Consider the following 13,752-nt stretch of genomic DNA (forward strand, 5'->3'; position numbering starts at 1 on the left):
GCCCTCGAATACGCCACACGCGACCCCGAGTGTCACCGAACTTGCTTCGCCGCTATCGCGTGTTCCGGCCCTGTCAGTGGGGGTCGTCGGTGGCGCGTTCCCGGGAAGAGCTGTCCCCCAGTCGCGGTCGCCGCCCCGGCGACGACCGCCGAGGGCGGCCTTTCCGAGGAGTGGTCTCCGGCTCCGGCGTCACCTCGTCGACAGTCTGGTCCTCGACGGTGTCGTGCCGGGGGCGGATGGGAGAGTTGCCGTGGGTGCGCCCGTACTTCGACAGGCGTGCGCGCGAATCTGCGCGTGAGCTGGGTCTACCGGACGATCCCGACGCATTGTCCGATCTCGTCCCGGAGGGTCGAGTTGCCGAACCGGCGGCCGCGCTGGTGCGGGTCTCCTTGGACTCGGACCTTCGCGACGAATTGCGTAGCGAAAGCCAGTGAGTGCCAGCGCTACTCTGCCCGGCCTGCAGTCGATTCGCGCGAGCCCTCCTCGCGGAACATCACGACGCTTCGATATGGTTCTGGACTTCCACGGCGCCGAATGCACCTCCGCGACAGGGACGGCAACCCGCTGCCGTGGTGGCAGATCCGGAGACGGCGTTCGAGGCGTGGAAGAAGAGTTCAGCCGGCGGCCGGCCCTGCGACTACACCGGCATCACCTACGACCGCCTGCGCGGCGGCTCCGGAATCCAATGGTCCTGCAACGCCAACCATCCCGACGGCACCGAACGCCTGTACACCGACGACAGGTTCTTCTCCGCACCCGATTACTGCGAGTCCTGTGGAAAGGATGGTGTGCCTCGCGATCAGGTGACGTCGAGGACGGTCTTGAGTCATCCCTGCTCGCGGGTGTCGAACCGCTGGTAGGCGTCGAGGGCGTGGGCAGGTGCGGCGTGCTGGGTGATGAACGCCGTCGGGTCGAGGGACCCGGTCGCGGCCATTGCCAACAGGTGGGGGATATAGCGGCGGTGATTGCAGTTTCCGGCTTGCACGGTGAGATTGCGGTTCATCATCTCGCCGAGCGGGAACACGTCGAAGTTGGGCGGGTAGACACCGATGATGCCGATGCTGCCGGCCTTCGCAACGGATTTGATCGCCCATCGCACGGCGAGGCTGGGTGCGTTGCCGGGTACCCATGTCTCGCCGTCGGGATGGGCATCGGGTGCGGCCTTGTCCCGTTCGGCGTCGAAGTCGTCATCGGATACAGGCAATGCCTCTGCGCCCAGTCCACCGGAGGGGCGTTGGGCGTCGATCCCGACGGCGTCGATCACCCTGTCGACGCCTATCCCGCCGGTCAAGTCCCGCACGATCTCGATCGGGTCCTCGGTGTTGAAGTTGATGACCTCGGCATTCTGGGTCCGGGCGATGGCGAGGCGGTCGTCGAGACCGTCGACTACCAGAACTCGGGTTGCGCCCTGACGTTTTGCGGAGGCGATCGCGCATTGGCCGACGACACCAGCACGGAGTCGCCGTCGGTGACCTGGGCCAGGCGGGCGCCGAACCACCCGGTGGGCATCACGTCGGAGATCATGATTGCCTGGTCGTCGGTCACCGGGTCGGGGATCTTGACCAGGGTGGTGGTGGCGTGCGGGACGCGGGCGTACTCGGCCTGCAACCCGTCGACGGACCCGGTGGTTTCCGGTCAGCCGAAGAAGCTGGTGCCGGCCTGTGGCCCGTTCGGGTTGGCGTTGTCGCATTGGGCGAAATAGCCGGCCCGGCAGTACGAGCAGATCCCGCAGGCGATGGTGGAGCAGATCACTACCCGGTCACCGGGAGTGAAGCCGCGTACTTCGGCGCCGACGTTCTCGACGACACCGACGCCCTCGTGGCCGACGATGGTGCCTTCCTTCATGCCCGGCATCGTTCCGCGGACCAGGTGTAGGTCCGTGCCGCAGATCGCGCTGGTGGTCAGCCGGACGATGGCGTCGGTTGGTGCGGTGATGTCGGGGATGTCGACGTCGTCGAGTCGGATGTCTCCGATGCCGTGCCACACGAGTGCTTTCACGAGTGCTCACCCTTTCGTCAGTGGTTTCTCAGGTTCGGGTGCCCGAGGGTGATGGTGTGAAACAATCGGCACCCAGATCGGTGCCACCGACACTTCGCGCCGGAAGCTGCACCGTGCCTCATGCAGGGGTTACCAATGCCGTCGTACCGGACGAGGACTCGACACCGCCAGCATCGACTGGTTCATGCAGTTGCGGACCGGAGAATTCCGTGGGCGGACCACCGCGACGGACGCCACACGAACGAGCTAATTCGTCAGCAGATAGACAACTACGCCAGCCTCGGACCGCGCGGGGGAACGCAGCGTGGCGCGGCCGGCGTGAGGCAACATCTGATCGGTGTCGGTCTCGGTCCGCCGTGGCTGTCCTTCTTGAGTGCCCTCGTGAGAAACCCGCGGAAGTCGAGGCACGCATCACGAGATTTCTGAAGTTTATGGACAGAATTTCGCATGTAGTTGAGGGAAACCGGGGGCGGACTGACGGTAGTCATCCCCGGGCTGATCACAGTGAAGGTGTGATGGTTGGTTTTATGTGGAAGGTTCGGCATGCTGTGATGGCGATTGCCATCCCGGTTCGATCCAGGGTCGTTGGTTCGGTAGGCCGAGACGAAAGCGCGCTGTCGGCGGTGTGGTGCCGAACTCGAAGGCGACGGCCCCGAACGTCTGCGTCCGGTAACCCCGACGCGGTACGACGCACAGCGGTCCGGTGTGGTCGCTGAGAAGGCGCTCGGCGGCGGCCCGGTCGCGGACGGACCTCGCGTTCGTTTCGAGGAAGTCGAGGCGAAGCCGGGAATCGGCGATCCGTCCCTGCCCGTGTAGTTCCCGCTCGGCGTTGCGGTCAATGTCGTTGTTCGCCAGCGGGTGGTTGGTGTGGAGCAACAGCGGTGAATCTGCCCGGCAACTGACAACGACTGCGGCAGCCGAACATTCGACACCGTGAAAGCCGTACGCATCCGCCACCGCGTAGTGCTGCCCGCTCGCGTGCGAGATACGGTGCAGAAAGTCCACTGCCTCAGTGCGCGAGGAGTGGGCGAGCGCGCCTCGGATCGCGGCGGCCACCGGCAAACCGGCACGGTTGTGGCGCAGCATGCCAAGCGCGTTCACACATACCGCGATCCCGGCTGCGTTGATTCCGGTCATCCCGATCATGCCCGCCGAACTGAGCACGAGCGCTTCCGGGCCCACCTCCGGACGGACACGCAGAACGACCTGTGAGCCGTCCATGAAATCGGGCAGGTCCATGTTCTGGGCGAGGAACACACCGTCCGTGCCGGCCCGTCCGAGGACACTGCAGCCGAGTTCGAGATGCTCCCGGTGCACCCACCACTGTTCGTCCATGAAGTTGTACGCAAAGATCTCCGCGAACGGGACGTCCGCTGCCTCCGCGATGCCGCGCATCTCCTCGGCAAGGTCGGGTACGGCGGCCTCGACCGCCGCGAGCAGTCCCGTCGCCGCGAGGTGCTCACGACTGCGGGCGCTCGTACCCTCGCGCCACCGGTCCAGGGCGGTGTGGACCAAGTCGCGGGCCTGTTCACCATGAGCGCGTCCGCGCGCCCGCCCACTTCCGACGCACTCGATGACCGTCATCACACCCTCCGCTCGATATTCTCGCCTGCCCAGGGCGCGGGCGTGGTAGCCACGTTCTCCAGGGCGGCCCCATCGGCGCCCCTTTCGGCTCGTACGTCGGGGTCGGCCGCGCGATGTGTGCGTGGTGGTCAGCAGTGCCTGGCCTGCCCCCACGCGTACCCGCCGACAGAGTTCAGTGATGCCTGACATGCCATCGACCTCGGTTCTGGGCACGTCGTTTCGGATGGCGGCGCCGCCGGCGCCGCCGGCGTCACTGAGCTGACTCTGTCACGCCCGGTCAGCTGACCACTTCGCGCGTGAGGAGGTCGAGGACCGCCGCCAGGGTGCCGCCGCGCGCGAACTCGGCGCGTTGCCGCTCGGCGCCCGTGCCCTCTCGCAGCACGGTGTCGAGCCCCGACTCGAGGAACGCCCGATCACTCGCGCCGAGCCCCGGGGCGACGCAGTCGTTCAGCATTTCCAGCTGCCGGCGGATCGGTAGGGACCGATCGGTGGCGGGGCTCGTGCATTCCCCGTCGAGTCCGTCGCGGGCTGCGCGCCACAACTGCGCCCGCAGCAGCTCGCCGCGCAGCCACGGCACGGTGAGGCCGTCGTCCAGCGACCGTAGCGCCCACCCGACGAGTCCCTTTACGGCCACCGCGTAGAGCGCCGCGTGCGCGGCGGTCATGGCGACGTCCGCGATCCGGACCTCGATGGTCGGCTGGTTGTCGGAGAGCCGGACGTGCCAGTAGATCATTCCCCGATCCATGGCGGCACCGGTCCCGATCATCGCGTCGACGACCGACTCGTACTGGTCCGCGGAGTCGAAATGTGGTGGGGGTCCCACTGACGGCCATCGCGACCACATGATGTGCCGCCAGCTGTGATATGCGGTGTCGTGCCCACTGTGGAACGGCGAGTTCGCGGCGAGCGCGAGCAACACGGGCAGCCAACCGCGCATCTGATTGCTGACCTGAACACCGACGTCGCGGTTCGGGATCCCCACGTGCACGTGGCAGCCGCACGTGGTCACCGTGTCCACGATCGACCCGAAGCGGTGGGCCATCTCCTCATACCGCGGGTTCGGGGTGATCGCCGGGGGCAGTCCCTCGTCGGTCAAAGCCGTCCCGCTGGGCAGCAGCAACAGGTCGCGGGCTGCGGCGGCCTTCGCCAGCCGGCGGCGCAGGCCGCACAGTTCCTCGTGCAGTCGCTTGCCCGTGTGGCACACGCCGGTCGCTGTCTCGATCTGGCATCGGGCGAGCTCACGCTGGAGCCCGTGAATGTCGTGGCCGGCCTCGGTGACCACGTCGGGTCCCGCCGTGGAAAGATGACCGAACCCGTCGACGAGGAAGAATTCTTCCTCCACTCCCACGGTGAGGTCGCGGCCCGATTCCGTTGCTGCAGGGCTCATTCAGCAGGTATCCCCGCATTCCGCGGATATGAAACCGGGTGTCGATGCTCAGGCGAACCTGATGCCTCCTCACCCACCCGGTGCAGTTCCCGATTCTGATCGACGACGACAATGTCGGACTTCCCGATCGAGCGGTCCTAGATGAAGGTGACGGCTGTTGGTGGTGCGATTGCCCTGCAAAGGTGCGCCGGTCAGCGGTGCGGTCGGGGTTCAGGACGAAACGAGTGCGGGTACACCGTCGGGTATGGACCAGTCGCAGGCACCGCTGTTGGATGCGTTGGAGCAGTACCATCGGCTCGACCGATACGGGTTCTCCCCGCCGGGGCATCGCCAGGGGCGCGGCGCCGACGAGCGGGTGACCAAGGTTCTCGGCACCGACCCGTTCCGGTCGGACGTGCTCGCCTCCGGCGGTCTGGACGACCGTAGGTCGAGTAACGGCTACCTGTCCAAGGCCGAGCAGTTGATGGCCGACGCGGTCCGGGCCGAGCAGGCCTTCTTCTCGACCTGCGGTAGTTCGCTGTCGGTGAAGGCGGCGATGATGGCCGTCGCCGGAAACGATCCCGGCGGTTTGCTGGTCTCCCGCGACTCGCACAAGTCCATCGTCGCCGGACTGATCTTCAGCGGTGTGACACCCCGCTGGATCACCCCACGCTGGGACCAGGACATGCACTTCTCCCATCCTCCGTCCCCGGACCAGGTGCGGGCCATGTGGGAAAAGTACCCCGACGCCGCCGGTGCACTGATCGTCAGCCCCAGCCCGTACGGCACCTGCGCCGACCTCGACGCCATCGCACAGGTATGCCACGAGCAGGGCAAGCCGCTCATCGTCGACGAGGCATGGGGAGCGCACCTTCCGTTCCACGACGGCCTACCGACGTGGGCGATGGACGCCGGCGCCGATGTCTGCGTGGTCAGCGTCCACAAGATGGGTGCGGGTTTCGAGCAGGGATCGGTCTACCACCTGCAGGGTGACCTCGTCGACGGCACGCACCTGTCGCAGTGCGCGGACCTGCTGACGACCACCAGCCCGAACGTGATGCTGTATGCGGCCATCGACGGGTGGCGGCGGCAGATGGTCGAGCACGGCACGGACCTGCTCGGCCGCGCGCTCGCGCTCACCGGCCGCACCAGGGAACGGATCGCCCGCATCGACGGACTGACCGTGCTCGAAGATCGGCTGCTGGGGGAGCAGGCCTCGCACGATCTCGACCGCATGCAGATCCTCATCGATGTCAGCGAACTCGAAGTGTCCGGGTTCCAGTGCACCGACTGGCTCCGGGAGCACTGCCACCTCGATGTCGGCATGCACGATCACCGCCGCATCGCGGCGACCTTATCGATGGCCGACGACGACACCACCACCGACCGGCTGGTCACCGCGCTCGACGATCTGGCCCACGCCGTGTCCTCGTTCGATCCACCAGCACCGATCTCGTTGCCGAGTCCCGAGGAGCTGCAGCTCGAGTCGGTGATGTCCCCACGGGATGCGTTCTTCGGCCCGGTGGAGTTGGTCGACGCGGACCGGGCCGCCGGGCGCATCGCGGCCGAACCACTGACCCCGTATCCACCGGGCATTCCCGCCGTGGTGCCGGGCGAGCGACTCGACCAACCCGTCATCGACTATCTGCGCAGCGGCGTGGATGCCGGGATGGAGGTACCCGATGCCGCCGACGGATCCCTCCGGCGCATCCGCGTGGTCACCCGATGACGAAGAGAGGGCGGCAGGACAGGTCTGACAACCAGGGGGGAGCGGCCGCACCTGGCCGGAAGTAGGCTGCGTAGTGCCGCGTGCACAGGGGCACTACGCAGCTTGGGTCGACATTCCGGCTTCGTTGAAGCCGCGCCAGACTCCTGACCGGGACCGCATCCCCCTCGGCCCTCGAGCGGCCACCTTCTGCGGCCCTTACCCCACGAATCATCGGCCCGCGCGGGATCCGGTGATGCACTTCGCGTGGTGCACGAGAGAGTTTCGACTCCAGACCGAGACTTGCGTGACGTGACCGGGAGCCGTGTGCCGTGCGGTTACGGCAGTCTCCGTCTCGTGACGGGCCCCGAGGTAAGGAGTTTTCGCAGCCGCACGGCCGGTGAGCGTTCGCCGAGGACTGCGCTGGTACTGCGTGATCGGTCCTCGAATCCTGCAACGAGTTCGCGAATCACCGATTCGGTGTCGTGCTGGGGGCGCCACCCGAGCTCGGTGTGGGCGCGGGAGCAATCGACGAGCGGGGTGGCGTAGGCGAGGTCGATCCATCCCCGGTGAATGGGCGAAAGATGGAGCGACCAAGCCATGTTGGTGACAATGTTCAATGCTGTTGCCGGTACGTGCACCAGGTGAGCGTCGAAGGCGTCGCGGAGCAGGTTCGCGGTCAGTGGTTCGTCGGCTGCGATGTTGAACGCTCCCGGCGCACGATGGGTGAGGGCTTTCATCACCGCGTCGGCGACGTCGTCCGTGTGGACGACCGGGAGTGTCAGTGCGCGGTCGAGGAGCAGTACCGGCAGTGCCGGTATCCGCGCCGTCAGGCTTCGCGGCAGGTAACTCGGTGCCGCGTAGCGCAGGAGCGCGGTGGCCTCGTCGTGCTGGGCGATCAGGCCGGGGCGTAGCCGGGTGACGACAAGAGGCGCCTGTCCGTCCGATGCGATGGCCTGCTCGATTTCGTCGAGAACGTCTTCCTCGGCGACCTTGTCGACGCTGTAGATCGATCGCGGCATGCCGCGGCGGGGCCAATGTTCGGTCACGTATCCGCCGTAGGCGCCGGGGGAGTACACCGCCGCAGAGGACAGATGGACCACCTGATTCACGCAGGCATCGCGCGCCGCCTGCACGACCGCACGCGTCCCGTCGACCGCTGTGCGCCTCAGATAGTCACGGTCTCGTGCCGGTTGGAATGCGATCGCCAGATGGACCACGGCGTCCGCGCCCTCGAACAGCGGGACGAGTTCTGAGTATGCCTCCTCACGGGCCAGGTCGATCTCATGCCACTGCGCGCGCTCGTAGGGTGCCGTGTGGGGAGGTGTTCGGCGGGCGATTCCCGTCACCACGGTTGCGGGTTCCTGTACGGCGAAGAGGCGTAGAAGGGCGGTGCCGACATTTCCAGTGGGACCGGTGATCACGACTTTGCGGGGAGCGTGCGCCACCTATCTACCCCTCCCGCACCTGAGCGAGTGGACGAGCACCGATGGAGGCGGACGGGTGACTCATCGGACGGAAAAGGTGATCCCGAAATTGTTCAAAGTGGCGGGGAGGGGTTGGTCCGGGTCGGGTGTGGTGCGTGAGGTGACGGTGAAGTCGGCGCGGGTGCAGAGGTTGGCGAGCACCGTGCTGGTTACCAGCAAGACCACGTTGCGGCCGGGGCAGGCTGTCGGTCCGGCGCTGAAGGGGACGAGCCCGCGGTAGTGTTCGGCCCGTCCGTCGATCCATATTTCGGGTTCGAATCGGTCGGCGAACGGGAAGGCGTGGTGGTCCCGGTGGAAGGCAGTTGCCAGGATGACGAACGCGGAACCGGCGGGGATCGAGTACCGTCCGTTGTTGTCTTCCCACTCCGTCGGAACGAGGGAATCCCGAAGGATGGCGGGGGTGGTCGGCCAGAGCCGGGTGCTGTCGAGGACGCACCCACGCAGGTACTTGTAGGGCTGCGGCGTGTCCAGAGTCGATGGTTCGATCCGTTCCAGTGCCTTGATGCGGTGCCGGGGGTGAGTCGCGAGGAGTGCCATCGTTCGGATCGTCACCATTCCGGCGGCGTCGAACGCGAACAACCAATGCGGGATCTGGCCGACGGGGTCGATCGGTGCGCTGGTGGAGACCTCACGCAGCGCACCCGCGAGGCTGTCCGGCGGTGCCGACTCGACGTAACGTTGGAGCCGCTGGGTGAACCTGTCCCGCAAGGCGTGCCGGGTAGGGTGAGCGAATGACCAGTTCCCGTTCGCGCGCAGCGTCCACAACTGGTCGGTCAATTCGTGGTCGTCTCGCGCGGACTCTCCCAACACGACACGTCGTACTATCCGCCACCACCAGAGCGTGAACTCGGCGGCGTCGAGGCTGCCGGTGGCACGGGAAGTGCGCAGCAACTTGTCTGCTTCGTCTCGAATCACCTGCGCGATCGGGGCTGCCAGGTGATGCATCGGCTGCTCGGTGTCCAGTGCTTGCTCGTTCACGTCCCGGCGGCGCGCACGAAGGTCGCCCTGTGAGATCAGGACACCGTTGGGTTGGAACGGGCTCAGCGCCGCCGTCTTTTCGCGATTCGCCGCGGTGAAGGCGTCGGCATCGGTGCGCAGCACGGTCTCGACGTCCTTGTCTGACAGGACCAGGGCGAGGTCCCGGCCGAATACTCGCAGCGGCAGCGGTCCGTCACCGTAGCGTTCTCGGAGTGCGGGTATCTGCCGCGCCGTGGCCGCGTCGGCCTGCAGTCGCTCGAGTAGACCCATGACGGGACGGCGTCGCGCGATGGCGTCGGCGGCGAGGAACGGGAGTGCTACCTGACCGAACAAGCGCGCCACGTCGGGCAGCGCCGCGCGGCGCTCCCGAGCGGTTGCGGCCGGTCCTGTGGCGGTCAGTGTCATCGAATACCTCCGGGTCAACGCGTGCCGATCAACGCAGGGCAGTCCCCGCATGCCGGGCCGGGCGAGTGCGCCCCGGACCTCATCCGCCGTCTACCCGAGCCGGTCGGCGGGAAAACAGGACGCGCGCCGGTCCAACGTCGTGGGGCGGATACCGATTTGGTGTCTCGGTGGTCGGGTATTCGACGGGGACTGCACGATAACGGCGTCGAACTCGACCGACCGCATGGTGTGAAACGTCCGGGACACCGGCACGGCGCCCTTGCCCGACCCCAGTTCGCCACCGTGCGGGCCGATGACGAGCGGCACCATGCCGTTCTTGCCGTCCTTGCCGATCATCTCGACGGTGTCGGCCACCTCGGACAGTTCGGACTCGTCGTCGGCGACGATGCCGATGGTCCGGCCGTCCAGCGGCCACTCGGCACCGACCTGCGACAGCGCGGGACTGGGCGTGGACGCCGCGTCGTAGGCGACGGTCGGCGCGGGTGCCGGGAGTCCGAGACCCGCGGCCACCTGCTCGCACAGACCGGGGTCGATGTTCGCGACGACCTCGAGTGCGCGCTCCTTGATCACCTGCTCGTAGCACTTTCCCAGCTCGAACGTGTAGGCCTGCGCGACGTGCGCCTGCTCGACCGGGCTGAGGCTGGCGTAGAACAGTCGGGCCTGCGAGAAGTGGTCGTCGAAGCTCGCGGGGGCGGCGCGTAGTTTCGTCGACTCCGGCATCGGCACCGGAACCTCCACGAAGGCAGCGTCCGCGCCGGCCAGGAACGGGCAACCGGCGTCGAGGGAATTCGGCCGATACGGCGCGACACCCGGGTGGACGCCCGTCTGGTGCATGCCGTCGCGCAGCATGTCGTTGACCTCGGCCTGGGGCCGATTGATCGGTATCTGACCGAAGTTGGGCCCACCGAGCCGGCTGATCTGGGTGTCGAGGTAGGAGAACAGCCGCGCCTGCAGTAACGGGTCGTCGGTGACGTCGATGCCGGGAACGAGGTGCCCGGGATGGAACGCCACCTGCTCGGTCTCGGCGAAGAAGTTCGTCGGATTCGCGTCGAGCGTCATCAGCCCGATCGGCTGCACGGGGGCCAGTTCCTCGGGCACCATCTTGGTCGGGTCGAGCAGGTCGATGCCCTCGAACGTCTGGTCCGGGGTGTCCGGGAACGCCTGGATGCCCAGCTCCCATTCCGGGTACGCGCCGGACTCGATCGCGTCGGCGAGGTCGCGGCGGTGGTAGTCGGGGTCCATGCCGTTGACGATCTGCGCTTCTTCCCACACCAGTGAGTGCACACCGAGTTTCGGTTTCCAATGGAACTTCACGAGTGAACTCTCGCCCGCCGCGTTCACCATCCGAAAGGTGTTGACGCCGAAGCCTTCCATCATCCGGTACGACCGCGGGATACCGCGATCGGACATGTTCCACAACGTGTGCGCGGTGGCCTCGGTGCGTAGGGACACGAAGTCCCAGAACGTGTCGTGCGCGCTCTGCGCCTGCGGAATCTCGCGATCGGGGTGCGGCTTGGCGGCGTGAATGACGTCGGGAAACTTGATGCCGTCCTGAATGAAGAAGACCGGGATGTTGTTTCCCACCAAGTCGAAAGTGCCTTCGCTGGTGTAGAACTTGGTCGCGAACCCCCGGGTGTCGCGGACGGGGTCGGCCGATCCGCGGGAGCCGAGGACGGTGGAGAACCGGACGAAGACCGGCGTCTCGACGTCCTTGCCGAGGAACGCCGCCTTGCTGATCGGGTCGGCGGAACCATATCCGCGGAAGACGCCGTGCGCGGCCGCCCGTGCGTGCACCACGCGCTCCGGGATCCGCTCGTGATCGAAGTGCGTGATCTTCTCACGCAGATGGTGGTCCTGGAGCAGGGTCGGTCCCCGGGTTCCAGCCTTGAGCGAGTGATCGGTGTCGTACAGCCGCGCCCCCTGCGCCGTGGTGAGGTGCTCACCCTGCTGGCCGCGGGCCGTGTCCGGACCTTCGACGGGTTGCCCGGTCGCGGTGCCCAGCGCGGGAGCCCGCTGATCGGGTCTGGGAGGCAACAGATCAGTGGGCTTCGTCGGCTCCTCGACCGTCGGAGTGCCCGTTCCGGGACCAGAGAACCTTCTTTCCGGAACCGACAGCCTGACCAGGGCGGGACGGCGGCGAAGGTCCGCGTGATTGTGGCGGGGGGGCAACCTGACGGAGACCGCTACCGGGCGAGACAACACCATTTTCCGGGACCCTGGACTGGAGCGAGGGATTCTCCCGCGGATGGGTCCCTCACCCAGGCGGTGCGCGCACCCGAAGTAGCCTCCGATCCGGGCGTGGGCGGACCAACTCCATCAAACGGCGCGTTTACGTGACGAACCACCGAAAACTGCCGCGGTCTGCGGTAGACAGTCGCCGTAGAGGTTTGCGCTCGGTCCACCCGGCACGTGTGCGCGTCCCGCGTGAGGAACGCATCAACCGGGTATCCGCTCCCTGTGGAGATTATCGGGATACTTATTCTGGTCGGGGTCATTGCCTATGTCCTGTACAAGAAGCGGGACACGAAGAGACGTTCGGGGCACGGCTGACCCGCCCCGTCACCCACAAGTGCGTGTGCGCCGGTGCAACTGAATCGTCGCGCGCACCCTGCACGGCTGTGACGCAATGCCGCTTAGATTGCGTGCCGAACAACATGTTTCAGACCATCGGCAATTGCCACGTCGGCATGCGCCGAGCCATCGTTCCTCCGCGCCACATCGCCGAACACCTGGGAACAATTGGGCAGCGGCAGCCCGCCGCCGAACATCAGCTGGCGGTCGGTCGGCGGCATATCGATCAAACCGATGGTTTCGAATTGGCGGATGCCGGGGTACGCGCCTCGCATGGGCACGCATATCTCCGTCCTCGGGCTCGCCGACTTCCAACGCGGTGAGCTCGGAACCGTTCGGCAAGCGGACGAACAGGCACTTTCACGGCCTGTTGGACTACACCCTCATCGCGCCCGACGAGTACGTCTTCGGCGACCTCCTCGAGCAGTGTCGGCGGCGGATACTCGACGGTTTTCCCGGGACGCTCGACGCGATCATTGCGCACTGGGACTTTCATACCCGCGTGCTTGCTCTGATTCTGGCCGCCGAACGCGTACCCCGGCCCCGTCACTGCGCACCGTGCTGGCGTGCGAGCACAAGTGCGTGAGGGCACGACACGTATGGAGCGCTACTGGATCGACGCCGAGTCCCTTGTCATTGGTGCCCCAGAGCGGAGACAGTTCCGCTGCCTGCTGAGCAGGGGGTCGCGCGCCAGGCGCGGAACCACACCGCAACAACCCCTCGCCATCCCCTGAAGTCTGACCGGAAAAGGAGCACGGCATGGCTACGAACAAGATTCTGATCATTGTCACCAACGTCGGCGAGTACGAGAAGGTTGGTTATCGCACCGGGCTGTGGCTCGGTGAGCTGACGCACTTCTACGATTACGTCACCGACCACGGATTCGAGGTGGACATCGCCAGCCCCGCGGGTGGTTACGTGCCGATCGATCCCGAGAGCCTGGCACATGAGGTGCTCGGTGAGCTCGGCACCGACACGCGCTACCACGACCGCGAATTCATGGACCTCCTCGAGAACACGAAGAAGGCGACCGATCTCGACGTCGAGGATTACGACGCGATCTACTTCACCGGCGGCCACGGCGTGATGTTCGATTTCCGCGGTGACGATCTCGGTGCGCTGACCGCACGGTTCTATGAGAGTGACCGCGTCGTCTCGGCGGTCTGCCACGGACCGGCCGGTCTGCTCAACGTTCCGCTGAGCACGGGCGACCCGTTGGTCAAGGACAGGAATGTCACCGGCTTCTCCTGGCCGGAAGAGGAAGCAGCGCAACGCGCTGATGCCGTTCCATTCAGTCTGCAGGACGAGCTGAAGAAGCTCGGTGCGAACTACCGCATCGCCGACCAACCCTTCGACGCCCACGTCGTCGAGGACGGACTGCTGGTCACCGGTCAGAACCCGGGCAGCGCTCGCGCCGCGGCCGAAGCAGTGGTGGCGAAACTGCAACCGCACTGACCATCTCGAGCGGCACATCCGCGTCATACAGACCACCGCGCGGATGCCAGGTCATGTTTCCCGCCGATGCTCTACTGCTGTGTCCGCAGCTGAACTGTGATCGGATCCAACGGGAGGGTCTCAACCGGACGGTGGTTGCGCTGTTTCGGTCGAAAGACGCGGGGGTACTGGACGTGAACGACGTCGGTCCGCTCGGGTTGTCG

At 66.4% G+C, this 13,752-nt stretch carries 9 protein-coding genes and 2 pseudogenes; 4 read left to right on the forward strand and 7 right to left on the reverse strand.

The window, feature by feature from the left end:
• Nucleotides 1-528: 528 nt before the first annotated feature.
• A pseudogene (locus JWS14_RS48560) lies at nt 529-785 on the forward strand (nitrate reductase); the annotation flags it as partial.
• A gap of 41 nt (nt 786-826) precedes the next feature.
• On the opposite strand, the pseudogene JWS14_RS48565 reads toward JWS14_RS48560, so the two are convergent.
• From JWS14_RS48565 to JWS14_RS48575, 3 genes and pseudogenes are all read right to left on the reverse strand, one after another.
• Nucleotides 827-1,998: pseudogene (locus JWS14_RS48565) on the reverse strand (alcohol dehydrogenase catalytic domain-containing protein).
• A 525-nt stretch (nt 1,999-2,523) separates the two neighbouring features.
• Entirely contained in the window at nt 2,524-3,582 is a 1,059-nt protein-coding gene (locus JWS14_RS48570) for a C45 family autoproteolytic acyltransferase/hydrolase (RefSeq protein WP_206017258.1), read from the reverse strand.
• Between the two features lie 277 nt (nt 3,583-3,859).
• Nucleotides 3,860-4,969 carry a carboxylate-amine ligase gene (locus JWS14_RS48575; protein ID WP_206017259.1) on the reverse strand — a complete coding sequence of 370 codons (1,110 nt, stop codon included), beginning with the start codon at nt 4,967-4,969 and terminating at the stop codon, nt 3,860-3,862.
• A gap of 244 nt (nt 4,970-5,213) precedes the next feature.
• Between JWS14_RS48575 and JWS14_RS48580 the strand changes: the two genes are divergently transcribed.
• The gene (locus JWS14_RS48580; protein ID WP_206017260.1) at nt 5,214-6,677 is read left to right on the forward strand and encodes an aminotransferase class I/II-fold pyridoxal phosphate-dependent enzyme; all 1,464 of its coding nucleotides are present in this window, start codon (nt 5,214-5,216) and stop codon (nt 6,675-6,677) included.
• A gap of 314 nt (nt 6,678-6,991) precedes the next feature.
• On the opposite strand, the gene JWS14_RS48585 is transcribed toward JWS14_RS48580, so the two are convergent.
• The 4 genes from JWS14_RS48585 to JWS14_RS48600 all read right to left on the reverse strand — a co-directional run bounded on the left by JWS14_RS48585 (nt 6,992) and on the right by JWS14_RS48600 (nt 12,375).
• A complete protein-coding gene (locus JWS14_RS48585; RefSeq protein ID WP_206017261.1) occupies nt 6,992-8,101 on the reverse strand; it encodes an NAD-dependent epimerase/dehydratase family protein in 1,110 nt (369 codons plus the stop codon).
• Between the two features lie 60 nt (nt 8,102-8,161).
• On the reverse strand, nt 8,162-9,523 hold the full coding sequence (locus tag JWS14_RS48590; protein ID WP_206017262.1) for a cytochrome P450: 1,362 nt from the start codon (nt 9,521-9,523) through the stop codon (nt 8,162-8,164).
• Nucleotides 9,524-9,613: 90 nt separating this feature from the next.
• Complete coding sequence (locus JWS14_RS48595; RefSeq protein ID WP_241031945.1) at nt 9,614-11,638, reverse strand: catalase; 2,025 nt, start codon at nt 11,636-11,638, stop codon at nt 9,614-9,616.
• A 518-nt stretch (nt 11,639-12,156) separates the two neighbouring features.
• Nucleotides 12,157-12,375 (reverse strand): hypothetical protein, encoded by a 219-nt coding sequence (locus JWS14_RS48600; protein ID WP_206017263.1) that lies wholly within the window; start codon nt 12,373-12,375, stop codon nt 12,157-12,159.
• Between the two features lie 38 nt (nt 12,376-12,413).
• On the opposite strand from JWS14_RS48600, the gene JWS14_RS48605 reads away from it, so the two are divergent.
• Both JWS14_RS48605 and JWS14_RS48610 read left to right on the forward strand, forming a co-directional pair.
• A complete protein-coding gene (locus tag JWS14_RS48605) occupies nt 12,414-12,680 on the forward strand; it encodes a hypothetical protein (protein ID WP_206017264.1) in 267 nt (88 codons plus the stop codon).
• A 173-nt stretch (nt 12,681-12,853) separates the two neighbouring features.
• The gene (locus JWS14_RS48610; protein WP_206017265.1) at nt 12,854-13,549 is read left to right on the forward strand and encodes a type 1 glutamine amidotransferase domain-containing protein; all 696 of its coding nucleotides are present in this window, start codon (nt 12,854-12,856) and stop codon (nt 13,547-13,549) included.
• Nucleotides 13,550-13,752: the final 203 nt, after the last annotated feature.

The organism is Rhodococcus koreensis (assembly GCF_017068375.1).
GTDB lineage: Bacteria > Actinomycetota > Actinomycetes > Mycobacteriales > Mycobacteriaceae > Rhodococcus_F > Rhodococcus_F koreensis.